Source organism: Mesorhizobium sp. WSM4983 (genome assembly GCF_029625765.1).
Classification (GTDB): domain Bacteria; phylum Pseudomonadota; class Alphaproteobacteria; order Rhizobiales; family Rhizobiaceae; genus Mesorhizobium.
This window is the reverse complement of sequence record NZ_JARTVM010000003.1, coordinates 182,084-204,839: the sequence shown is the minus strand read 5'-3', so window position 1 is coordinate 204,839 and position 22,756 is coordinate 182,084. Positions and strand designations below refer to the sequence as shown.

Here is a 22,756-nt window from a genome sequence, read left to right as displayed (position 1 = left end):
ATCGTGTTCCGACAGACGAGACGCGTTGAGTTCCGTCGCACCCCCCTCTGTCCTGCCGGCGCCACAGATTTTCGGGAGCCTATTTCTTCGCAGCCCCAGCTGCTTTTATATCCAACAGCCCATAGCCGAAGTCATTGTCCCGCCCCTTCGGGCCGAGATCCTTGGCCGTGGCCGCCAGCGCATTCTCGATCTCATCGGCCGAGCGGTCGGGCGCGGCATGGATCAGGTTGGCGATCGCGCCTGAGACGATCGCGGCGGCGAAGGAGGTGCCGGTCACCACGTCCGAGCCGGTGCCGCTCGGCGCAACCATCTCAACGCCCGGCGCCGAGAGGAAGACATAGGCGCCGCGATTGGCTTGCGGCATCAGCCCGTCCTTGGCGTCGGTCGCGGTGACCGCGATGACCCCGTCGAAGGCTGCCGGATAGCCGTAAGGCGCTTTCGGCCCGTTGTTGCCGGCCGCTGCGACCAGCACCATGCCGAGCGCGCGCGCATTGCGGCAGGCGGTGCCGAGGAGGTCGTTCTTCGGCCCGACGAAGCTCATATTGATGATGCGCACGTCCTGTTCCGCCGCCCAGTCGAGCGCCGACAGGATGACATCCATACTCGACTTGCCGCCCTCGAAGGCCCGTGCGTGATAGATCTTGGCGCCCGGCGCGATGCCTTCCAGCGCGCCGACGCCGGCGATCAGCCCGTCGACGGAGGTGCCGTGGTCGCGCTTCTTGATCGGCACGTTCGGCATGGCGTCGAACTGGCCGGCGATCACGCCTTTCAGTGCTGGGTTGGTATCGTCGATGCCGGTGTCGATGACGGCAATGCGCACGTTCTCGCCGCTCGCCTGTTTCGAATCGAGCGCGATGCGCTCGAAGGCATAGTTCACGATGCCGGCGGCCTGCTGCAGCGAATAGATGTGGTTGGGCTCACGCCGCTGCGTACGCCCGTCGGCGGCAAGCTGCGCCAGCACGACGCCGACCGGCCGTCCGTCCGGAATGCCGTAGCGCACCAGCGTTGTGCCGAGCAGCCGCGACTGGCGCTGCGAGCGCACCTGAAGGCCCAAGGTGGTGGCGATCTGCTGCACCGCGCCGGCATCGCCGGCGACCGTCACCAGCACCTCGTCGGGCACGAACTCGCCACTGACCGCACGCGGCGGCGCGGCGAGATTGAGCCCGGTAGGCGGTGTGATGGGGCCGCTTGGCGGCGGAGCGGGCGCCGCTGTGCTTGTTGGGCTCTTTGGGGGCGCCGGCTGCGTTGGCGCAGGCGTCGGCCGTGCAGGCGGATTCGGGAACAGGTCGACGATCAGCGACGGCAGGAACACGGCGCCGCCGACGGCATTGCCCGCGCCGGATTGCCCGCCGCCGTCCTTGTCGCAGTCAGCGCCGGCCGCCGTCGTGCGGCTGAGGCAGTCGATCTGCTTTTGCGAGAGGTTCGGATCGTTGGTCTGCGCAACGGCGGGAGCGCCTACAAATGTCGCCGCGAGGATTGCCGCATGAAGAACGACCGCCTTAGCCGCCATCGACCGGTTTCCTTCCCTGCACCACAGCTTCCGCGAAAGGCTGGGCGGCAATAAGGCCGACGAGCTTGTCGTAGTCGGCCGCCGTGCTGGCCGGGATTGTCACGTGAAACACATCGTCGGCGGTCGGCCCGCCGGCGATCTTCAGCCCGTTCTGCCCAAGGAAGGCGGCGATATCCGACATCCTGGCATCCGGCTTGAACTTGACCAGGGCGAAGGGCAGGTTTGCTAGATCATCCTGAGCGCCGGCGATTTCAAAGTCGTTGCGCTTGCCGCCCGGCCGCTCGAAAGACTGCGCCACGACCAGTGCAAGCAGCGCCGCGGCCGCCGCCCAAGCGACACCCGACGGGATTGCCGTGACCCGGCCGAAGACCTTCGCCAGCCATGACTGGCCGGGGGGCGTGCGCGCCGGACCGGCCTCGGCGTCGAGCGCCCTTGCAAAGCGGGAGAGCGCGTCGGCCGGCGGTCGGATCGCCTCGTTGGCGGCGGCGGTGCCGGAGAATTCGGCTTCCGCCTCGCCGAGCGCGGCCATCGCCGCAGGATCGGAGGCCAGCCATTCCTCGACGGCTTCGAGTTCTGCGCCTTCCAGCGAACCGTTGAGGTAAAACGGCAGCAACGTCTCCATCTCGTCGCGGCGCGACATCTTTTCAGCGGCGCTCATGGCCACCCCCTGTCGTAACCGGCCGCCTTGAGGGCCTCACCGAGTTTCTTGCGGGCGTAGAACATCCTGGTCTTGACAGTGGCAACCGGGATGTTGAGCACCTCGCCGATCTCGGTCACCGACTGGCCATGGTAATAGGCAAGGTCGATCACCGTGCGGTGTTCCTCCGGCAAGGCATCGACAAAGCGGCGCAAGGCGGCGGCCTTGTCTTCCTTCATGGTGACCACTTCCGGCGTGTCGGCGCCGTCGGGAACCTGCGCCGCGGCATCGTCGTCGATCCAGTCTTCCTTCTTCTTGCGCAGCAAGGACAGTGCCTTGAAGCGGGCGATGCCGAGCAGCCAAGTCGAGACTTCGGAGCGGCCTTCGAAGCTCGGCGCCTGGCGCCACAATTCGAGAAAGACCTCGTTGGTGATATCGTCGGCCATCATGTCCGATCCCGTCTGGCGCGCCACGAAACGGTAGATCCGCGCGTGGTGACGCATGAACAGGAGCCGCACGGCGGCCCGGTCGCCCTTCGCGACCCGGTCTACAAGCGCGCGATCGGTTTCGGTCGCCGCGTTCATGGCCGGTCGAGCCGCCTGGCTCCTCGTGGCTCTGTCGCTGGTCGGTCCAAAAAGGTTCATCCTCCGCCAAGGAATTTTCGGAAGCTAACCGAAGAGCTGAGAGGTTGCCAGAGGTGGCGCCCCCTTCTCCCCTTGTGGGAGAAGGTGGATCGGCGCGGAGCGCCGAGACGGTTGAGGGGTGTTCCAGCGGAGTGAGGCGTTGGCGTTCACTGGAACACCCCTCATCCGTCGCCTTTGGCGACACCTTCTCCCACAAGGGGAGAAGGGGGAGAGCTAAATCAAAAACACCTTCCCCTTCATTGTCGCCGGCACCTCCACGCCGAGCCGGCTCAGCACCGTCGGCGCGAGCTGCAGCTGGTCGAGCAGCGCGTCGGCTTCTGGACCCTTCGCCGGCCCGAAATAGTAGAGGGCGAAATCCTGCATCTCGTCGTCATGCCCGCCGTGATGGCCGCGGTCGGTCTGGCCGTGATCGGCGGTGACGATGACTTCATAGCCGGCTTCGCGCCAACCGGGCAGGAAGGCGGCGAGCATACCGTCCATCGCGTAGCAGGCATGATCCATCTCGTGGCAGTTGTGGCCGAAGCGATGGCCCATCGAGTCCAGCGTGCAGCTGTGCAGGATGCCGTAGTCGATGCCGTGGCGGCGGGTAAGCATGGTCAATGTCGCGAAAAGGTCGACATCGCTCGGCGTCATCTGGTTCTTGAGATTGTAGCCGGTCATGGTGTGGAAGCGGCCATGCGTGATCGGCCCGCCAGGCTCGTCGAATTCCATGTCCTCGACGAGATCGAATGGATAGGAGCGGAAGAATTCCGACCAGTAGGAATGCGTCACCGCCCCGGTCCTGCCGCCGGCCTTGCTGACCTCCGAGAAGATATCGGGCTGCCTGACCCGGAACCGGTTCTCGTTGGAGAGGATGCCATGAACCTGCGGCGTGACCCCGGTATGGATCGAGGCGTAGCAGCAGGCCGATGTTGACGGCAGCACGGAGCGCATTCTCCAAACTTGCGCCTCACCAGACTGTACCCAGCCTTCGAGATTGCCCATGAGCCGGCGCCAGTTCCGGTAGGGCACGCCGTCAAGGATGATGAGCAGCAATTTGGATTTAAGCGCCACGGGCAATTCCATGCGGTCTGGCGGGAGAGATCGGCGGGCTTGACCGGTCCGGCCAAGTCCGAGAAGTGCAGCGAAGAGCTAGCCAGCTTAGTTGCCGGCGCTTTCCATGCGCCGGCCGGCAATCGCCTTCTCCAGCCAGCCGATCTCCATTTCGGGGACGGAGGACAAGAGAAGGTCGGTATAGGCATCGAAGGGCGGCGCCAGCACCTTGCTCTTGGAGCCGTAGCGAACGACCTCGCCGCGATACATGACCGCGATCGAATCGGCGATCGACTTCACTGTCGCGAGATCGTGGGTGATGAAGAGATAGGCCACTTTCTCGATCTGCTGCAGGTTGAGCAGCAGCTTGAGGATGCCGTGGGCGACCAGCGGATCGAGCGCCGAGGTCACCTCATCGCAGATGATCAGCTTCGGCTTGGCGGCGAGCGAACGGGCGATGCAGACGCGCTGCTTCTGGCCGCCGGAAAGCTCGGCCGGATAGCGGTCGATGAAGCCCTTGCCCATCTCGATCTGGTCGAGCAGCTCGGCGACGCGCTTGTCGCGCTCGCGGCCTCTTATGCCGAAATAGAACTCGAGCGGCCGGCCGATGATCGTTCCCACGGTCTGGCGCGGGTTCATCGCGACATCGGCCATCTGGTAAATCATCTGCAGCTGGCGCAGATCCTCCTTCGGCCGGTCGGCGAGCCTGTTGCCAAGCGTTCGGCCGTCGAAGAAGACGCTGCCCTGCTCGGGCGGCAGGAGGCCGGTGATGGCGCGCGCCAGCGTCGATTTGCCGGAACCGCTCTCGCCGACGACGGCTAGCGTCTGGCCCGGGTAGATGTCGACCGAGACGTTCTTCAGCACCTTGACGAGACCGCCGCCATAGGCGGCCGTCACGTTCTTCACCGACAGCATTGGTGTGGTGCCGGGCTGCTGTTCGTTGTGCTCGATCTCATGCACCGAGACCAGCGCGTTGGTGTATTCCTGGCGCGGCTCCTTGATGATCTGGCGGGTACCGCCCCATTCGACCAGCCGGCCATGGCGCAGCACCATGATCTCGTCCGCTACTTGCGCCACCACGGCGAGGTCGTGGGTGATGTATAAAGCCGCCACATGGGTATCGCGGATTGCGTCCTTGATCGCCGCCAGCACATCGATCTGCGTCGTCACGTCGAGCGCCGTGGTCGGCTCGTCGAAGACGATCAGGTCGGGCTCGGAGCAAAGCGCCATCGCCGTCATGACGCGCTGCAACTGGCCGCCGGAGACCTGGTGCGGGAAGCGCTCACCGATCGTTTCCGGATTGGGCAGGCTGAGCTTCTTGAACAGCGCGACGGCTCGCTTCTCGGCCTCGGCCCGGGTTGCCGTGCCGTGCAGAAGCGTCGCCTCCACCACCTGGTCCATCAGCCGGTGCGCCGGATTGAAGGCCGCCGCCGCCGACTGGGCAACATAGCACACTTCGCGGCCGCGCAGCTTGCGCAAGCCCTCCTTGCCGCCCTTCAGTATATCGCGGCCGTTGAGGATCACCTCGCCGCCGGTAATGCGCACGCCGCCTCGGCCATAGCCCATGGAGGACAGGCCGATCGTCGACTTGCCGGCGCCGGATTCGCCGATCAAGCCGAGCACCTTGCCCTTCTCCAGCGTCAGCGAGACATCATGGACAAGGGTGATGGTCTTCGGCGCCTCGCCGGGCGGGTAGACGGTCGCCTCGATGCGCAGATTGCGGATGTCGAGGAGTCGGCCGGAATTTGCTTTGCTGTCAGCCATCACCCGCGCCCTCCCTTCAGGCTGGTCGTGCGGTTGAGCACCCAGTCGGCGACAAGATTGACCGAGATCGCCAGAGCCGCGATCGCTGCCGCCGGGATGAGCGCCGCCGGGATGCCGAAGACGATGCCGTCCTTGTTCTCCTTCACCATGCCGCCCCAGTCGGCGTCCGGCGGCTGCACTCCGAGGCCGAGGAAGGAGAGCGTCGACAGGAAAAGCACCGCATAGATGAAGCGCAGGCCGAGTTCCGAGACCAGCGGCGACAGCGCGTTCGGCAGAATCTCGCGGAAAATGATCCAGCCGCTGCCTTCGCCGCGCAGTTTCGCGGCCTCGACATAGTCCATGACGTTGATGTCGACCGCCACCGCGCGCGACAAGCGGTAGACGCGGGTCGAATCGAGGATGCCCATCACCAGGATCAGCGTCACCAGGTTGGACGGCAGCACCGACAGGACGACCAGGCCCATGATCAGCGTCGGGATCGACATCAGCAGGTCGACGAGGCGCGACAGCATCGTGTCGAACCAGCCGCCGAACACCGCCGCCGTGAAGCCCAGAATGGCGCCGAGCGAAAAGGACAGCGCGGTGGCCAGCACGGCGATGAACAGCGTGATGCGGGCGCCATAGATCATGCGGGACAAGAGATCGCGGCCAAGATTGTCGGTGCCCAACAGGTGCACCGATGACATCGGTTCCCAAGGGACGTCGCTGACGATCTCGGCATTGCCGTGCGGGGCGATCCATGGCGCCAAGACCGCCGCCAGCACGAACAGCGTCGTCAGCACAATGCCGATCAGCGCCGCGACAGGAGTGCGTCTGATATCGAGCATACCGGCGCCCCCTACTTCGGATGCCTGAGCCGCGGATTGGCGACGATTGCCGCAATGTCCGCGATGATGTTGAGGGCGATATAGACGGCCGCAAAGATCAGGCCGACCGCCTGGACGACGGGAACGTCGCGCTTGGTGACGTGGTCGACGAGATATTGCCCCATGCCCGGATAGACGAAAATCACCTCGACCACGACGACGCCGACCACGAGATAGGCGAGGTTCAGCATGACGACATTGATGATCGGCGCGATCGCGTTCGGGAAGGCATGCTTGCGGATGACCGCGAAAGCCGAGAGCCCCTTGAGCTCCGCCGTCTCGACATAGGCCGATTGCATGACGTTGAGGATCGCCGCTCGCGTCATGCGCATCATGTGGGCCAGCACCACCAGCGTCAGCGCCGCCGCCGGCAGCGCGATCGCCTGCAACCGCTCGCCTAACGACATTCCGTCATAGACGGTCGAGATGGCTGGGAACCATTGATGCTCGACCGCGAAGTAGAAGACCAGCAGGTAGCCGATGAAGAATTCGGGGAACGAGGTCGAGGCGAGCGCCACGCCGGAGATCATCTTGTCGACCCAGCCATTGCGGTAGCGCACCGCGATCAGGCCAAGCGTGATCGCCAGCGGAATGGCCACGATTGCCGCCCAGAAGGCCAGGAACAAGGTGTTCCACAGCCGTTCCTTGATCGATGTCGCGATGTCCTGGCCGCTCGACATGGCAGTGCCGAGATCGCCGGTGAGCACGCCGCCCAGCCAGTGGAAGTAGCGGATATAGGCAGGCTGATTGAGCCCGAGCTGTTCGCGCAGATTGGCGAGCGACTCCGGCGTCGCCGATTGTCCGAGGATGGCTTGGGCGACGTCGCCGGGCAGGATCTGCGTGCCGGCGAAGATCAGGACCGAAACGGCCAGCAGAAGGAGGATGCCCAGCGCAACGCGCTGGGCCACCAGTTTCACGACGGGTGAGGACATCTCCGCAAGGCCGGACCTTAGGCTTCCATCCAGCACTTCGCCAAGGCGTAGCCATTCATCAGCTCCTGATGCGGATCGTCCACCCAGCCACCGACCTTGGGACCAGTTGCGTCGATGAACTGGTTGAACATCGGCAGGATCAAGCCGCCCTCGTCACGCACCATCACAGCCATGTCATGGTACATCTGCTTGCGCTTGGCCTCGTCGAGCTCGGCGCGCGCCGCCAGCACCATCTTGTCGAAATCCGGCCGCTTGAACCGCGTGTCGTTCCAGTCGGCGCTCGACAGGTAGGCGGTCGAGTACATTTGGTCCTGCGTCGAGCGGCCGCCCCAATAGGAAGCGCAGAAGGGCTGCTTGTTCCAGACTTCGTTCCAGTAGCCGTCGCCGGGCTCGCGCTTGATTTCCAGCTTGATGCCGGCCTTGGCCGCGCTCTGCTGATAGAGCTGCGCGGCATCGACCGCGCCGGGGAAGGCGACGTCCGACGTCCTGAGCAGCACGGCGCCGTCGTGACCCGACTTCTTGTAGTGGAACTTGGCCTTGTCGGGATCGTATTTGCGCTGCTCGATCTCTGTGAACAGCGGGTAGGAGGCGTTGATCGGGAAGTCGTTGCCGAGCGAGCCGTAGCCGCGCAGCACCTTGTTCAGCATCTCTTCGCGGTTGATCGCCAGCTTCAGCGCCATCCTGAGGTCGTTGTTGTCGAACGGCGCCGTGTTGCAATGCATGATGAACACGTAGTGGCCGGGACCGGAGTGGTTGCGGATGGTGACGCCCCGCACGCGCTTGATCAGGTCGACGATCTTCGGCTCGACGCGGTTGATCATGTTGACCTGACCGCCCTGCAGGGCCGCCGTGCGCGCCGTCGCGTCGTTGATGACGACGACTTCGACCTGGTCGGCATGGCCCATCTTGTCGCCCTGCCAGTAGTTGGCGAAGCGTTCGCCGACATGGCGCACGCCGGGCTCGTTGACCTTGACCTTGTAAGGGCCGGCGCTGATGCCGGCGTCGGGTTTGTCCTTGCCGCCATTCGGCTGGACGATCAGGTGATAGTCGCTGAGCAGATAGGGAAGGTCGGCGTTGGCTTCTTTGAGGGTCAGCACCACTTCCTTGCCGTTGACCTTGATGGTCTCGATGCCCTTCATGTAGCCGAGCGCGCCGGACTTCGACTTCTCGTCCGAATGGCGCTCCAGCGTGGCGGCCACGTCCTGGGCGGTCACCGTCTTGCCGTTGTGGAATTCGATGCCGTCGCGGATCTTGAGCGTCCAGACCTTGGCGTCGTCGGAAGAGCCGATTTCCTCGGCGATGCGGTTCTCGAGCTTGCCGTCGGGCGACAGCTCGACGATCATTTCGCCCCAGCACTTGCCGAAGGCGAAGGGCACCTGGGTCATCATCAGGGCCGGGTCGAGGCTGTTGGTGGATTCACCGCCCACTAGGCCGGCCTTCAGCGTCCCGCCCTTGACGGGGCCGGCAGCCCGGGCAGCGCTCGAAAGCAGCGAGTTGGCGAAGGGCGCGGTGACGCCGAGCGCGGCGGCGCGGCCAAGGAAGTCGCGGCGGCTGAGCTTTCCGGCAGCGACGCGCCGGCTGAGATAGTCGAGTTCGTTTGTCATTATGGGTTCCTCACTCTGATGGTACGACCATGTGGTCGGTTCTTGTTCTTGTGAGGGATAATGAGCGCAACGGAAAGCTGTAAGCAAGACCGAATGCGACATGCCGTGGCGTAAATGGCGCGTCGCATTTGGACCAATCTTGTCAGCGCTCACACGAGAGCGCGGGGAATCGTCTGTTTGAAATCGCGCTCGAACACCAGTTTTTCGCCCTCATAGGCCTCGATTCTGGCGCTGAGGATGAAGTCTTGCGCGTCCGAGCGCATCTCGGCGAAGGTCTCGGTCCGCACCGACCATTCATTTCGCGACAATGTCTGCGTCCAATGCGTGCTGCCCGTCGCCGACAGGGGATCGTCGGGTTGGATCGCCCATGTCTCCCTGACCATGCTGCCGTGGACCAGCCCGTGCTCCAGGTCGCGCACCTCGCCGAAATCGTCCGTTACGGCAAGCGTGACGACGCCGGTCTTTTCGTTGCGGTGGATATGCCGCTCGGAATTGGTCGGCCTGATCGTCTCGGTCGCCCAGGGCGTAGCCCCTTCCGGTTCGAGGAACGACACCTCGTCGGCCGTCGCCGGCGGGCGCAGCGGCAGCTTGAGCGTCGCGGCCGACAGTTCGAGCGTCGCCGGCTCCGGCGAAGGCCAGATCATCGGCCAGTAGGCGGTCGAGACGGCAACCCGCAGCCGGTGGCCGGCCGGCACCCGATAGGCGCACTGGTCGAGCACGACGCGTGCCGAGACCGTCTCGCCTGGCACCAGCGCTTCCGGGAACTCGTGCGAGTTGCGGTGGGTGAGGTTGAGCACGCCATAGGAGATCAGCTCCGAGGCGCCGTCCGGATGCACGTCGCAGAGACGCACCGCGAGGTTGGCCTGGCGGCGGTCCGAGGCAACCCGTACTTCGACTTCAGGCGCGCCGACGATGTCGATCGCCTCCTCGAGTTCGACCTGGTCGAAGCATACCGAAAGCGCGTCGTCGGAGCGCTGGTCGCCCGGCAGTTCCGGACCGAAGGTGAAGGGAAAATACTCGCCGCCGGCAAGCCCGCAACTTTGCGGCGAGGCGACGATTGCCGGCCCGACGCCCTCGGGAATGAGCCCGGTTGCCTTGATCTTGATGTTGGGCGAGGGCCATTGCTGTTCCGCAATCCAGCGGCCTGGCCGTTCGGGATGCCAGCGGGCCGGACGCACGCTATCCATTACATAGGCGCGGTAGTCCGGGTCGGCCTCGACGCCGGTCGCCGCGCCCTTCAGCCAGCGGTCCCACCAGCGCAGCGCCTCCTGCAGGAAGCCGATGGCCGGATTGGGTGCCGCGTAATGCGGATATTTGTGGATCCAGGGGCCGACGATGCCCTTCACCGGCGCCTGGATGTTGGTGACGAGATTGGAGATCGTGTTGCGGTAGCCGTCATGCCAACCGCCGATCGACAGCACTGCCGCCTTAACGGCCGAAAAGTCCTCGCAGATCGAGCCGCGTTTCCAGTAGGCATCGCGATGCTGGTGGCTGAGCCATAGTGGCGCGAGAAAAGGCTGGTTCTCCAGACGGCTCAGCCACAGATCGCGCCAGCGGTTGCCGCCGGCGATTTCCGGATCCGGCGGCCGCGACGAGTAGGAGAGCATCGTCGAGGCCCAGCCGAAATTCTCGAGCAGCAGGCAGCCGCCCTTGTAGTGGATGTCGTCGGCATAGCGGTCGACGGTCGAGCACAGGCTGATCACCGCCTTCAGCGCCGGCGGCTGCTTTGCCGCGACCTGCAGGCAGTTGAAGCCGCCCCAGGATATGCCCATCATGCCGACATTGCCGTTGCACCAGGGCTGCGCGGCCGCCCAGGCGATGACGTCGCAGGCGTCCTGCAATTCCTGCTCGGAATATTCGTCGTCCATCAGCCCTTCGGAATCGCCGTTGCCGCGCATGTCGATGCGGATCGAGGCATAGCCGTGTCCGGCGAAATAAGGATGCGTCAGCTGATCGCGGAAGATGGTGCCGTCGCGCTTGCGGTAGGGCAAATGCTCGAGGACCGCCGGCACCGGGTTGTCGCCGGCATCCTCAGGCATCCATATGCGCGCCGACAGCCGGCAGCCATCCGGCATGACGATGCCCATGTCGGGAAATTCGACGACCTTGCGGGGGAATTCTGTGACGGTTTTCATGCAAGGCACATGATGGAACCGTCGGGGAGGCGTCGTGGGCCAGCCGGCGAAATCGGCTGGTCAATAAGCGTCAGTTCAAAGCGTCAGTTCAGCGGAATGTCGTTGTCGGCCTTGCTCGCCTGGTATGTACCGGAGAGCTCGTCATAACGGGCGGAGATTTGGCCGATGCGCGCCTCCAGCCGCCTGCGTTCCGCCTCGGGCAAAGCGCGCACCAGCCGGCGTATGGAAAAGCTCTTCCAATAGGCATTCTCGGCATTGTAGCCGCCGGGATCGAGTGTGAAGACCTCCTTCAGGATCTTCAGGTCATGCGGGATGGCGAAGCTGTCGCGCGAGTCCTCGTGGCTGAAGAGGTAGTAGAAATTGTCGAAGCCGGTCCAGGTGATCGCCGACAGGCACAGCGAGCAGGGCTCGTGCGTGGCCAGGAACAGCGCATCCCTGGTGTCGACGCGCTGGGCCCTGGGCATTTCGTAAAATCGCTTCAGGCAGTGCATTTCGCCATGCCAGAGCGGATTTTCGATCTCGTTGTTGGTTTCGGCAATCACCAGCGAGCGGTCGTCTTTCCGCAGGATGGCGGCGCCGAAGAGCTTGTTGCCATGGGCAACGCCTTCAGCGGTCTTCGGCACGATATCGTGCTCGATAACGTCGAGCAGGCGGTCGATCAGCGAAATGTCTGTCATCGGGAAAAACTGGCAGCTTTCAGGGAAGATGGATCTCGTAAGGGTGCGAGAAATGGCACTCTTCGAGGTTAGCGCCGTCGCCGCCGCGGTCGACGATGAGGAAGTCCTGTTCCTCGCCGATCGGCGTCAGCACGCCGTGCCAGAGGTTGCGCCGGTAGTTGATGCCCTGCCCGGGCGCGGTGATGAAGGCGTGCGGCTCGCCTGGGCCGTCCAGAGTGTCATGGCAGACGACAACCAGAAAGGGCCGCGGCGACAGCGGAATGAAGGCCTGGCTGCCGAGCGGATGGCGCTCGACCATGGTCAGTTTCAGCGGCATCTCGTAGGGGGTGCCGCGCACCATCGAGATCAGCACCTTGGCATTCGGTCCGGTGGCCTCGGCAGTGGCGAGATCGTGGTAGCGCATCGCCTTGCCGCCATTGATCGGGTAGCGGTTCTCGCCACCCATATCGATCACGTCGCCAAACGGCGCGAAGTTTTCGCGTGTCAGCGGCTGGGCCACGATTTGGGTCACCGCGCGCGAGCCCCAAGGGCGCCGCCAAGCTTGGCGTGCCGGTTGACGTCCTTGTATAGCAGGTAGCGGAAATTCCCGGGACCGCCGGCGTAGCAGGCCTGCGGGCAAAAGGCGCGCAGCCACATGAAGTCGCCGGCCTCGACCTCGACCCAGTCCTGATTGAGGCGATAGACTGCCTTGCCTTCGAGCACATAGAGCCCATGCTCCATGACATGGGTCTCGGCGAAGGGGATGACCGCGCCGGGTTTGAGCGTGACGATGGTGACATGCATATCGTGGCGCATGTCGGCCGGGTCGACGAAGCGCGTCGTCGCCCAGTGGCCTCCCGTGCCGGGCATCGGGCTCGGCTCGACCTCCTTGTCGCTGCTGAAGAAGGCTTCCGGAACGTCGAGGCCGTCGACCGCCTCATAGGCCTTGCGGACCCAGTGGAAGCGGACCGCACCGCTGCTCTCATTGCGCACCGTCCAGCCGCTGCCCGGCGGGAGGAAGGCGAAGCCGCCTGGGCGAAGCACATGGTTCTTGCCGGCAAGCGAGACCGTAAGCTCGCCCTCGACCACGAACAGCACGCCCTCGGCTTCGGGGTCGAGCTCAGGCCGGTCGCTGCCGCCGCCGGGCAGGACCTCGACGATGTACTGCGAAAAGGTCTCGGCGAAACCCGAAAGCGGTCTTGCGATGATCCAGGCCCTCGTCTTGTCCCAGAACGGCAGCGGGCTGGTGACGATGTCCTGCATCACGCCCTTGGGGATCACCGCATAGGCTTCGGTGAAGACGGCGCGGCCGGTCAACAGCTCGTGCTGACCGGGATGGCCGCCATGCGGCGCGTAATAGGTTCGCTCGGCCATGTTCATCCTGTCCATGTGTTGAAGCCTATTTTGGAAGCATGTCTTTCAGCCGAAGCAGCGCGATGCGCTCGACTTGTTTGCACGCGGTGTCGAATTCATTGCTGCGGCTGTTGCCGATGCGAGCCTCGAACTCCGCCAGGATCTGGTCCTTCGTCTTGCCCTTGACCGCGATGATGAAGGGAAAGCCGAAGGTCGTGACATAGGCGGCGTTGAGCTTCGAGAACAGCTCGCGCTCCTTGTCGGTCAGCGCGTCGAGCCCGGCGGAGGCCTGTTCTTTGGCTGATTCCGGCGTCAGCCGCTTGGCCGCCGCCAGCTTGCCGGCAAGGTCGGGATGGGCGTTGAGCACGGAAAGCCGCTCGGCCTCGGTCGCCGCGCGGAAGACGCGGCAGAGCGCGTTGTGCAGGCCGCCGGCGCTGTCATGGGCCGGGCCGAGCTCCAGCTCGTAGGCTCGCTCGGCGATCCACGGCGAATGCTCGAACACCCCGCCGAAGGCATGCACGAATTCCTCGAATTCCATCCGAGACGGGCGCAGCGCCGGCGCCTGGTAGGGGTGCGTCTCGCGCCAGTGTTTTGCGATATCGATGCGCCGGGTCAGCCACACCCTGTCATGCGACTTCACATAGTCGACGAAGCGCTTCAGCGCCGCCACGCGGCCCGGACGGCCAACCAGCCGGCAATGCAGGCCGATGTTCATCATGCGCGGCCGCCCCGCCTTGCCCTCCGCATAGAGCGTGTCGAAACTGTCCTTCAGATAGGCGAAGAACTGGTCGCCCGAATTGAAGCCCTGCGGCGTGGCGAAGCGCATGTCGTTGGCGTCGAGCGTGTAGGGGATGATGAGCTGCGGCTTCTCCAAACCATCCCGGTCGAACCAGTAGGGCAATTCGTCGTCATAGGTGTCGGAGACGTAATCGAAGCCGCCTTCCTCGGCGACGAGTCGCACCGTGTTGACCGAAGTGCGGCCGGTGTACCAGCCGGTCGGCCGCGCGCCAGTCACTTCGTAATGCAGACGGATCGTCTCTTCGAGGTCGCGTCGCTCGTCCTCCGCGCTATGGTCGCGGTAGTCGATCCATTTCAGCCCGTGCGAGGCGATCTCCCAGCCGGCCTCCTGCATCGCCGCGACCTGATCGGGGGAGCGTGCCAGCGCCGTGGCGACGCCGTAGCAGGTCACCGGCACCTCAGCTTGCGTGAACAGCCGGTATAGCCGCCAGAAGCCGGCGCGGGCGCCGTATTCATAGATCGATTCCATGTTCCAATGGCGCTGGCCGAGCCAGGGGGCGGCGCCGACAATCTCGGATAGGAAGGCTTCGGAAGCCTTGTCGCCGTGCAGCACGCAGTTCTCGCCGCCTTCCTCGTAATTGACGACGAACTGCACCGCGACATAGGCGTCGCCGGGCCATTTCGGCTCCGGCGGATTGGCTCCGTAACCGCGCATGTCCCGTTCGTAACGCATGATCGCTCCTGCCCGAATGTTGAGATGAAGATATCGAAAGGAGTGCTCGTGCATTCCCCCGAAAATTTTTGAAAGTGCTTTTTGCCGCACTCCGCTCGACCGGGGCTTATGCATCGCCTTTAATTGGCGCACAATTGACCTGAAAACGTTCGACTACTTGGGATGGGAGGCGGCCAGTGGCAGAAACTTCGAAAGCCGATGGCGGGCGTCTGACGACCCATGTCCTCGATACCGCGACCGGCAGGCCGGCAAAGGGCCTTTCGATCGGGCTTTTCCGCCTCGAAGGCCAGGCCCGCACGCATTTGAAGACCGTCACCACCAACGACGACGGCCGCTGCGACGCGCCGCTGCTTGCCGGCGCCGACTTCCGCACCGGCGAGTACGAACTGGTCTTCGCTGCCGGCGATTATCTGCGCGGGCAGGGCGCCAGCCTGCCGCAGCCGGCTTTCCTCGACACCGTGCCGATCCGCTTCGGCATGGCGGAGGAGCGGCATTATCATGTGCCGCTCTTGATCTCGCCCTACGGCTACTCGACCTATCGCGGGAGCTGAGACATGGCCGACAAGACCCGCAACCAGATACGTTTCATCCTGAACGGCGCCGATGTCGCGCTGAACGACATCGCCCCCGACGCGACCCTGCTCGACTGGCTGCGGTTGAACCGCTCGCTGCGCGGCACCAAGGAAGGCTGCGCCGAGGGCGATTGCGGCGCCTGCACGGTGCTGGTCGGCAAACTGTCGGTCGAGGGCCTGGTCTATGAAAGCGTCAATGCCTGCATCCGCTTCATGGGCTCGCTCGACGGCACCCATGTCGTCACCGTCGAGCACCTGCGCGGCAATGGCGAACAGCTTCACCCCGTGCAGCAGGCGATGGTCGATTTCCATGGCTCGCAATGCGGTTTCTGCACGCCCGGCTTCGTCATGTCGCTCTATGCGCTGTGGATGAAGACGCCCAACCCGGCCGACGCGGCGATCGAAAAGGCGCTGCAGGGCAATCTCTGCCGCTGTACCGGCTACGAGGCGATCATGCGCGCCGCGCGCGCCATATCAAGCTACGGCAAGGCGGCGAAGGACCCGCTGGCAGTGGAGCGCAAGGATATCACTGCACGGCTGGGAGCGCTGCGCGACGGCGCCAGGGTCGAGGTCGGTTCGGGTAAGGAGCGGCTGATCGTGCCGGCTGGCGTCGACGATTTCGCCATGGCGCTCGAGAAGGAGCCTGGCGCCACCATCGTTGCCGGCTCAACCGATGTCGGGCTGTGGGTCACCAAGCATATGCGCGACATCTCGCCGGCTATCTTCATCGGTGGCCTCGACGGCTTGCGCACGATCTCGGAGACCGATGGCGTGATTACGATCGGCGCCGGCGTGACTTACAGCGAAGCCTTCGCCACGCTTTCCAGGCGTATCCCGGCCTTGGGACCGCTGGTCGACCGCATCGGCGGCGAGCAGGTGCGCAACATGGGCACCATCGGCGGCAACATCGCCAACGGCTCTCCGATCGGCGACACGCCGCCGCCGCTGATCGCGCTCGGCGCGCAGCTCACGCTCCGCAAGGGCAATGCCCGACGTACGATCCCGCTCGAAACCTTCTTCATTGCCTATGGCAAGCAGGATCGGCAGCCCGGCGAATTCGTCGAGGCCGTCCATGTGCCCGTTCCGGCAGAGGGCACGAAATTTGCCGCCTACAAGGTCACCAAGCGCCGCGACGAGGACATTACCGCTACCCTCGGCGCCTTCTATCTGACCGAGGCCAAGGACGGCACCGTGGCGGATATCCGTATCGCCTATGGCGGCATGGCGCCGACGCCGAAGCGGGCGACCGCGGTTGAAACCGCCCTTATCGGCAAAGTCTGGAGCGAAACAAGTGTCGAGTCCGCGATGGCCGAATACGCCAGCGACTTCACGCCAATTACCGATATGCGTGCAACGGCCGAGTATCGGGCGCTGGCGGCGAGAAATCTTTTGCTGCGCTTTTATGTCGAAACCACCGGCACCAGGGCGCCGTTTCAAGTGACCCGCAACGAGGCGGCCTGATGAACAAGCACGCCACTCCCAACCTCAAGGCCGAAAAAATCGTCGGCGGCGTCGCCACCGAGCAGCGGCACGATTCCGCGCACAAGCATGTCAGCGGCGCCGCCGTCTATATCGACGACATGCCTGAGCCTGCCGGCACGCTGCATGTCGGCCTTGGCCTCGCCAAGGTCGCGCACGGCATGCTGAAGAGCATCGAGCTGTCGGCGGTGCGCGCAGCGCCAGGCGTCGTCGATGTGCTGACCTGTGCCGACGTGCCCGGCGAGAACGACGTCTCGCCGAGCAACATGCATGACGATCCGGTGCTCGCCGAGCACAAGGTGCTATTCTACGGCCAGCCGATCTTCGCCGTGGTAGCTGAGACACGCGAGGCGGCGCGCCGCGCGGCACGCCTGGCTAGGATCGAATATGACGAGCTTCCGGCTGTGATCGACATCTGGGACCTCGACCCGGTCAAGGACAAGCAGGTCACCACGCCGCTGATCCTGAAGCGCGGCGATGCGGCCGCGGCGATTGCGGCGGCACCCCGCCGCATCAAGAACCGCATGTGGCTTGGCGGCCAGGACCATTTCTACCTCGAGGGCCAGGTCTCGCTGGCGATCCCCGGTGAGGACGACGAGGTGATCGTCTATTGCTCGACGCAGGGGCCGAGCGAGACGCAGCATCTGGTTGCGCATGCGCTCGGCGTGCCGAGCCATGCGGTGACGGTGGAAGTGCGCCGCATGGGCGGCGGCTTCGGCGGCAAGGAGACGCAGGCCAACCAATGCGCGGCCATAGCCGCCATCGCGGCCAAGAAGCTGGGGCGCGCGGTGAAGATCAGGCTCGACCGCGACGAGGACATGACCGCCACAGGCAAGCGGCATGATTTTGCCATCGACTACGAGGTCGGCTTCGACGACGTGGGCAACATCCTCGGCGTCGATTTCACCTATGCCCTGCGCTGCGGCTTCTCCGCCGACCTGTCCGGTCCGGTCGGCGACCGGGCGCTCTTCCATTGCGACAACGCTTACTTCTATCCGGCGGTGCACGCGAAATCGGCGCCGCTTTTCACCAACACGGTCTCGAACACCGCTTTCCGCGGCTTTGGTGGCCCGCAAGGCATGGTCGGCGCGGAGCGCGTCATCGACGAAGTGGCCTTCGCGGTCGGCAAGGATCCGCTCGAAATCCGCAAGCTCAATTTTTATGACCCGATGGATGCGATCGGCGAACGCTGCCTCACGCCCTATCACCAGAAGGTCGAGGACAACATCATCCACCGCATCGTCGCGGAGTTGGAGGAAAGCGCCAACTATGCGCGGCGACGGCGCGAGATCAGCGCCTTCAACAACAACAGCCGCTTTATCAAGCGCGGCCTGGCGCTGACGCCGGTCAAGTTCGGCATTTCCTTCACAAAGACCGAGGCCAACCAGGCCGGCGCCCTGGTGCATGTCTATGCCGACGGCTCGGTGCATATGAACCATGGCGGCACCGAAATGGGCCAGGGCTTGCATCTCAAGGTGGCGCAGGTCGTTGCTGAGGAATTCCAGATCGATCTCGACCGGGTCAAGATCACCGCCACCACCACAGCCAAGGTGCCGAACACCTCGCCGACGGCGGCATCTTCCGGCGCCGACCTCAACGGCATGGCGGCGCAGGATGCCGCTCGGCAGATCCGCAAGCGGCTGACCGATTTCGCGGCCGAAAAATACCAGGTGCCGATCGACCAGGTCGTGTTTCTACCCAACCGGGTGCGCATCGGCAACCAGGAAATCGCCTTCAACGATCTGGTCAAGCAAGCCTACATGAACCGCGTCCAGCTCTCGGCGGCTGGCTTCTACAAGACGCCGAAGATCCATTGGGACCGCAGCAAGGGCCGCGGCCATGCCTTCTACTACTACGCCTATGGCGCGGCCTGCTCGGAAGTCTCGGTCGATACGCTGACGGGCGAATATGTCGTCGAGCGCACCGACATCCTGCACGATGCCGGCCGCTCGCTGAACAGCGCGATCGACCTCGGCCAGGTCGAGGGCGGCTTCATCCAGGGCATGGGCTGGCTGACGACGGAAGAGCTTTGGTGGGACAACGGCGGCCGGCTGCGCACGCATGCGCCGTCGACCTACAAGATCCCGCTCGCTTCCGACCGGCCAAAAATCTTCAACGTCAAGCTGACCGACTGGTCGTCGGCCTACGAGCCGACCATCCATCGCTCCAAGGCGGTCGGCGAGCCGCCGCTGCCGCACGGCATGTCGGTGCTGCATGCGCTCTCCGACGCGGTGGCGAGTGTCGCCGATCACAGGATCTGCCCGCGCCTCGATGCCCCGGCGACGCCGGAACGGGTGCTGATGGCGATCGAAAGGCTGAAGCGGGAAGCCGCAAAGCCGGCCTGAACCGGCCAAAACGTGCAATTCGAGGTGCGAAACGCTATATTTCCTGGGTGGAAATGCAGACGATGAACTCGAAAGTGCAAAGCCTGAAGGCATTTCTCGGCCAGGCCGGCCGGGCCGCGCTCGTCGAGGTCGCGGCCACCAAGGGCTCGACCCCGCGCGAAGCCGGCGCCTTCATGCTCGTCTCACCATCGGCGATTTTCGGCACCATCGGCGGCGGCCAGCTTGAATTCATGGCGATCGACAAGGCGCGGCAGATGCTTTTCTCCTCCCTTGAGGGCGAGATGGCCGCGAAGCGGCCAGAGGGGGTGCTCTCAGAAGGCAAGCGAGCGCCGAGCACTGCCCCGGTGACCCAACCTGGCGGCTCCGCCGCCACCCTGCCCTGGAGGGGGAGGGAAGCCCGCATCGAGGTCGACGAAACCTGCGCGACCCTGGATGTTCCACTGGGTCCTGAAATCGGCCAATGCTGCGGCGGCCGAGTCGAGGTTCTGATCCGCTTGGTTGACGCTAGGATCGAACAGGAACTGGTAGCCAAGGCCGAGGCCGAGGAGGCGCATCTGCCGCATGTCTATGTCTTTGGCGGCGGCCATGTCGGCCAGGCGCTGGCCGCGTCGTTGGGGCTGCTGCCCATTCGTGTGGAGGTCGTCGAGACGCGGGCCGATGCGCTGGAAGGCATGCCGGAAACGGTTGAGACGCGGCTGACGCCGATGCCCGAAGCGGTGGTGCGCGAAGCCCGGGCGGGATCGGCCTTCGTCATCCTCACCCATGACCATGCGCTCGATTTCCTGATCGTCGCCGAGGCGCTGAAGCGCGACGACGCCGCCTATGTCGGCATGATCGGCTCGAAGACCAAGAAGGCGACGTTCAAGAACTGGTTCCTGAAGCCCGACGAGGGCAGCGAGGCCCAGTTCAACCGTCTCGTCTCGCCGATCGGCGGCAATGCTGTGAAGGACAAGCGCCCGCCGGTGATCGCCGCGCTCGCCGCCGCCGAAATCATGACGGCGCTGGTGTCGCATGCGGCCCAGGCTTCGGCCGCGCCCGAAAAGGCGATGGCCGGCTGATTCACCCGGCCATCGGAGGAACGCTGAGCCGGCTATTCCTTTTCCTGCGTATGCGCTTCGAGGAACCACAGCAATTTGTCGAGCGAACGCGAGTAGGCGGTAAAGATGTCGGCGGTGTCGGCATCGCCGGCGTCGTCCGCCTCGTCGATCGCCTCACGCGCCAGCCTGGCAGCCGTGGCATAACGGTCGATCAGCGCCGCCAGATGATCCTTGGTCTTGTGGATGTCGGTTGGATAGGGCTGGAGCTTCGTTGCCCTCGACACGTCCTGCGAGGTGCCGTGCGCGGTGCCGCCGAGCTGCACGGCGCGTTCTGCGATGATGTCGACATGGCCGTCGATCTCCTCGCGGAATTCGTCGAGCATCTCATGGATGGCGATGAACTGCGGTCCCTTGACGTTCCAGTGCGCCTGCTTGGTGACCAGCGCCAGGTCGATGGCATCGGCAAGCCTGGCATTGAGAAGATCGATCGATTCCTTCTTGGCGTCGGATTTGAGGTCGTTCTTGGTGACAATGGCGTCCATGGTCGGCTCCTGTGGCGCTGGGTCGCTGCGAAAGCTGGGGACTGGTCTCGAAGGGCGGCCGTGCAGCCGCCAATCGCCAGAACGGGGACGGAGCGGGTTTCGTTCCGCATCGGATCGAGGGGCGCACAGCTGGCGAAGGTATGACTGATGCTCACAGCTGCTCGTCGCTTTCTTCGTTTCCCAAACCGGATTGAACCGTGTTTTTCTGCACGCCTGACGAACACGAATGACGAACACGGGACGAGCGACATGGATGTTTTGCGCATAGCGGCGTTTTCGGACGGCAACAGCGGCGGCAACCCGGCCGGCGTGGTGATTGGCGAGGTTCTGCCCGACGCCGCAGACATGCAGCGCGTCGCTGCAGAGGTCGGCTTTTCCGAGACCGCCTTTGCCGCAAGTGAAGGGGAAGGCTGGCGTGTCCGCTACTTTTCGCCCGAATCGGAAGTGCCGTTCTGCGGCCACGCCACCATCGCGCTGGGCGCGGCGTTGGTCAGAAGGTTCGGCGACGGAATTTTCAAGCTGCTCCTGAACCAGGCCGCCATCACCGTCGAAGGGTTTCGCGACGGCGCCAACTTTGCCGCCGCCCTGCAGTCGCCGCCGACGCGCAGCCGGCCGGCCCCGTCGGAGCTGGCCGGCGAGACCCTGGCCATGTTCGGTTATCAGCCGGGCGATCTCGATCCCGCCATTCCGCCCGCGCTGATCCATGGCGGCGCCGACCATCTGGTGCTGGCCCTGAAGTCGCGCAGGGCGCTCGCCGCCATGGCCTATGACCTGAAACAGGGCCAGGCCCTGATGCGGCGCGAGGAACTGGTGACGATCCTGCTCGCCTATGCCGAAACGCCGCGTCTCTTCCACACGCGCAATCCCTTCGCTTCCGGCGGCGTCTATGAGGATCCGGCGACCGGCGCTGCCGCCGCCGCCTTTGCCGGCTATCTGCGCGACATTGGCTGGCCGCATGGCGGCGCGATCGACATCGTTCAGGGCGAGGATATGGGCATGCGCTCGCGGCTGCATGCCGATATTCCGCCCACGCCCGGCACCTCGATCCGGGTATCCGGCACGGCCCGCCTGATGGACGAAGACTGAGTGTGGTCACCCACGCGAAGGCGCGTGCCCGCCAGCCTACTTGCCGGCAAGAATGTCCTTGATCAGCCGCTGGCAGCGATCGGCCATGAAGTCGAGCAGCAGGCGGACCTTCGGATCCTGCAGCTTCTTGTGCGGATAGACGGCGGCGAACTGGACCGGCGTCGGCGGCGTCTTTGCCAGGATCACTCTCAGCCGCTGGTCGCGGATGAACGGCTCGACCTCGAAACGCGGCTTGTTGATGATGCCGCGACCCGACAGCGCCCAGCCTGTCAGCACATCGCCATCGTCCGTATCGTATGGTCCATGCACCTCGAATTTCTGCGGACCGTTCGGCGTCTGCAGCGTCCAGACATATTCGCGCGTGCCGGAATAGCGCAGCATCAGGCAATCATGCTTCTTGCCGATCAGCTCCTGCGGCTCGACCGGCTCGCCGCGCGCCTCGAGGTATTTCGGCGCCGCCACCAGCACGCGCTCGCATTCCATGATGCCGCGCATCCGAAGGCTGGAATCCTCGATGATGCCAAGCCGGAAGGCGACGTCGATGCCTTCCTTCATGATGTCGACATTGTGGTCGGAGAGTCTCAGCCGCACCTCGATATCGGGGTATTTATCGTGGAAATCCGGAATGCCCGAGGCGATCAGCCGCCGGCCGAGGCCGAGCGGCGCCGTCACCTTGATCGTGCCGCGCGGCTGGCCGGAAAGTGCTGCGACCGCGGCCTCCGCCTCGGTGATCGCGTCCAGCACCTGCTTGGCGCCGGTGTAGAACACCGTGCCGTGCTCGGTCGGCATCAGCTGCCTTGTGGTGCGGTTGAACAGCCGCACACCGAGATGCTTCTCCAACTCCTTGATGCGGTTGGAGGCGACCGCCGGCGAGATGCGCATGTCGCGCCCGGCCGCCGACAGATTGCCGAGCTCGACGACGCGGACGAAGACGGCGATGTTGTCGAGATAGGCCATGCGACGGTCGTGGCTCTCAAATGGCTGCGTGGGACGAGCCTAGTATTTTCCATTTTATTTTGAAAGTCATCGCGCGCCCCGCCTCTTTTCGTTTGCGCTCCAGACCGTAAAGTCGCCTGATCGGCAGGGACGAT

At 64.5% G+C, this 22,756-nt stretch carries 20 protein-coding genes; 5 read left to right on the top strand and 15 right to left on the bottom strand.

Going from position 1 to position 22,756, the window contains the following annotated elements:
• Nucleotides 1-79: 79 nt before the first annotated feature.
• The 13 genes from P9254_RS11875 to puuE form a co-directional block, all read right to left on the bottom strand.
• Entirely contained in the window at nucleotides 80-1,510 is a 1,431-nt protein-coding gene (locus tag P9254_RS11875) for a S8 family serine peptidase (protein WP_278054900.1), read from the bottom strand.
• Nucleotides 1,500-2,168, bottom strand: a complete 669-nt coding sequence (locus P9254_RS11870; protein WP_128203017.1) for an anti-sigma factor — start codon at nucleotides 2,166-2,168, stop codon at nucleotides 1,500-1,502. Before P9254_RS11870 ends, P9254_RS11875 begins: the two co-directional genes overlap by 11 nt.
• Complete coding sequence (locus P9254_RS11865; protein ID WP_278054897.1) at nucleotides 2,165-2,731, bottom strand: sigma-70 family RNA polymerase sigma factor; 567 nt, start codon at nucleotides 2,729-2,731, stop codon at nucleotides 2,165-2,167. The genes P9254_RS11870 and P9254_RS11865 overlap by 4 nt, the downstream gene beginning before the upstream one ends.
• A gap of 273 nt (nucleotides 2,732-3,004) precedes the next feature.
• Entirely contained in the window at nucleotides 3,005-3,844 is an 840-nt protein-coding gene (locus P9254_RS11860; protein WP_127247834.1) for an alkaline phosphatase family protein, read from the bottom strand.
• Nucleotides 3,845-3,931: 87 nt separating this feature from the next.
• Complete coding sequence (locus P9254_RS11855; protein WP_067324103.1) at nucleotides 3,932-5,587, bottom strand: ABC transporter ATP-binding protein; 1,656 nt, start codon at nucleotides 5,585-5,587, stop codon at nucleotides 3,932-3,934.
• A complete protein-coding gene (locus P9254_RS11850) occupies nucleotides 5,587-6,414 on the bottom strand; it encodes an ABC transporter permease (protein WP_278054896.1) in 828 nt (275 codons plus the stop codon). The genes P9254_RS11855 and P9254_RS11850 overlap by 1 nt, the downstream gene beginning before the upstream one ends.
• An 11-nt stretch (nucleotides 6,415-6,425) precedes the next feature.
• On the bottom strand, nucleotides 6,426-7,385 hold the full coding sequence (locus P9254_RS11845; protein ID WP_067324105.1) for an ABC transporter permease: 960 nt from the start codon (nucleotides 7,383-7,385) through the stop codon (nucleotides 6,426-6,428).
• Between the two features lie 17 nt (nucleotides 7,386-7,402).
• Nucleotides 7,403-8,989 carry an ABC transporter substrate-binding protein gene (locus P9254_RS11840; RefSeq protein ID WP_067324106.1) on the bottom strand — a complete coding sequence of 529 codons (1,587 nt, stop codon included), beginning with the start codon at nucleotides 8,987-8,989 and terminating at the stop codon, nucleotides 7,403-7,405.
• A gap of 149 nt (nucleotides 8,990-9,138) precedes the next feature.
• Nucleotides 9,139-11,124, bottom strand: a complete 1,986-nt coding sequence (locus P9254_RS11835) for a CocE/NonD family hydrolase (RefSeq protein ID WP_278054894.1) — start codon at nucleotides 11,122-11,124, stop codon at nucleotides 9,139-9,141.
• An 83-nt stretch (nucleotides 11,125-11,207) separates the two neighbouring features.
• Nucleotides 11,208-11,801 (bottom strand): nucleoside deaminase, encoded by a 594-nt coding sequence (locus P9254_RS11830; RefSeq protein WP_278054893.1) that lies wholly within the window; start codon nucleotides 11,799-11,801, stop codon nucleotides 11,208-11,210.
• A gap of 19 nt (nucleotides 11,802-11,820) precedes the next feature.
• On the bottom strand, nucleotides 11,821-12,312 hold the full coding sequence (locus tag P9254_RS11825; protein ID WP_128371001.1) for an ureidoglycolate lyase: 492 nt from the start codon (nucleotides 12,310-12,312) through the stop codon (nucleotides 11,821-11,823).
• Nucleotides 12,309-13,169, bottom strand: a complete 861-nt coding sequence (locus P9254_RS11820; protein ID WP_067324113.1) for a bifunctional allantoicase/(S)-ureidoglycine aminohydrolase — start codon at nucleotides 13,167-13,169, stop codon at nucleotides 12,309-12,311. Before P9254_RS11820 ends, P9254_RS11825 begins: the two co-directional genes overlap by 4 nt.
• A gap of 10 nt (nucleotides 13,170-13,179) precedes the next feature.
• A complete protein-coding gene (gene puuE / locus P9254_RS11815; protein ID WP_278054890.1) occupies nucleotides 13,180-14,604 on the bottom strand; it encodes an allantoinase PuuE in 1,425 nt (474 codons plus the stop codon).
• A gap of 176 nt (nucleotides 14,605-14,780) precedes the next feature.
• Here puuE and uraH point away from each other — a divergent pair, with 176 nt between their 5' ends.
• The 4 genes from uraH to xdhC all read left to right on the top strand — a co-directional run bounded on the left by uraH (nucleotide 14,781) and on the right by xdhC (nucleotide 20,058).
• Entirely contained in the window at nucleotides 14,781-15,155 is a 375-nt protein-coding gene (uraH, locus tag P9254_RS11810) for a hydroxyisourate hydrolase (RefSeq protein ID WP_095799152.1), read from the top strand.
• A 3-nt stretch (nucleotides 15,156-15,158) separates the two neighbouring features.
• On the top strand, nucleotides 15,159-16,637 hold the full coding sequence (gene xdhA, locus P9254_RS11805; protein ID WP_278054888.1) for a xanthine dehydrogenase small subunit: 1,479 nt from the start codon (nucleotides 15,159-15,161) through the stop codon (nucleotides 16,635-16,637).
• Entirely contained in the window at nucleotides 16,637-19,000 is a 2,364-nt protein-coding gene (xdhB, locus tag P9254_RS11800) for a xanthine dehydrogenase molybdopterin binding subunit (RefSeq protein ID WP_278054887.1), read from the top strand. The genes xdhA and xdhB overlap by 1 nt, the downstream gene beginning before the upstream one ends.
• A 62-nt stretch (nucleotides 19,001-19,062) precedes the next feature.
• Nucleotides 19,063-20,058, top strand: coding sequence for a xanthine dehydrogenase accessory protein XdhC (gene xdhC, locus P9254_RS11795; RefSeq protein WP_278054886.1), 996 nt, complete (start codon nucleotides 19,063-19,065; stop codon nucleotides 20,056-20,058).
• A gap of 32 nt (nucleotides 20,059-20,090) precedes the next feature.
• Here the strand turns inward: xdhC and dps are convergent, their stop codons facing one another.
• Nucleotides 20,091-20,579: a DNA starvation/stationary phase protection protein Dps gene (gene dps / locus P9254_RS11790; RefSeq protein WP_066995949.1), complete on the bottom strand. Its 489-nt coding sequence runs from the start codon at nucleotides 20,577-20,579 to the stop codon at nucleotides 20,091-20,093.
• 249 nt (nucleotides 20,580-20,828) lie between these two features.
• Here dps and P9254_RS11785 point away from each other — a divergent pair, with 249 nt between their 5' ends.
• Complete coding sequence (locus P9254_RS11785) at nucleotides 20,829-21,665, top strand: PhzF family phenazine biosynthesis protein (protein WP_278054884.1); 837 nt, start codon at nucleotides 20,829-20,831, stop codon at nucleotides 21,663-21,665.
• Between the two features lie 36 nt (nucleotides 21,666-21,701).
• On the opposite strand, the gene P9254_RS11780 is transcribed toward P9254_RS11785, so the two are convergent.
• Complete coding sequence (locus P9254_RS11780; protein WP_066995946.1) at nucleotides 21,702-22,622, bottom strand: LysR family transcriptional regulator; 921 nt, start codon at nucleotides 22,620-22,622, stop codon at nucleotides 21,702-21,704.
• Between the last annotated feature and the right edge of the window lie 134 nt (nucleotides 22,623-22,756).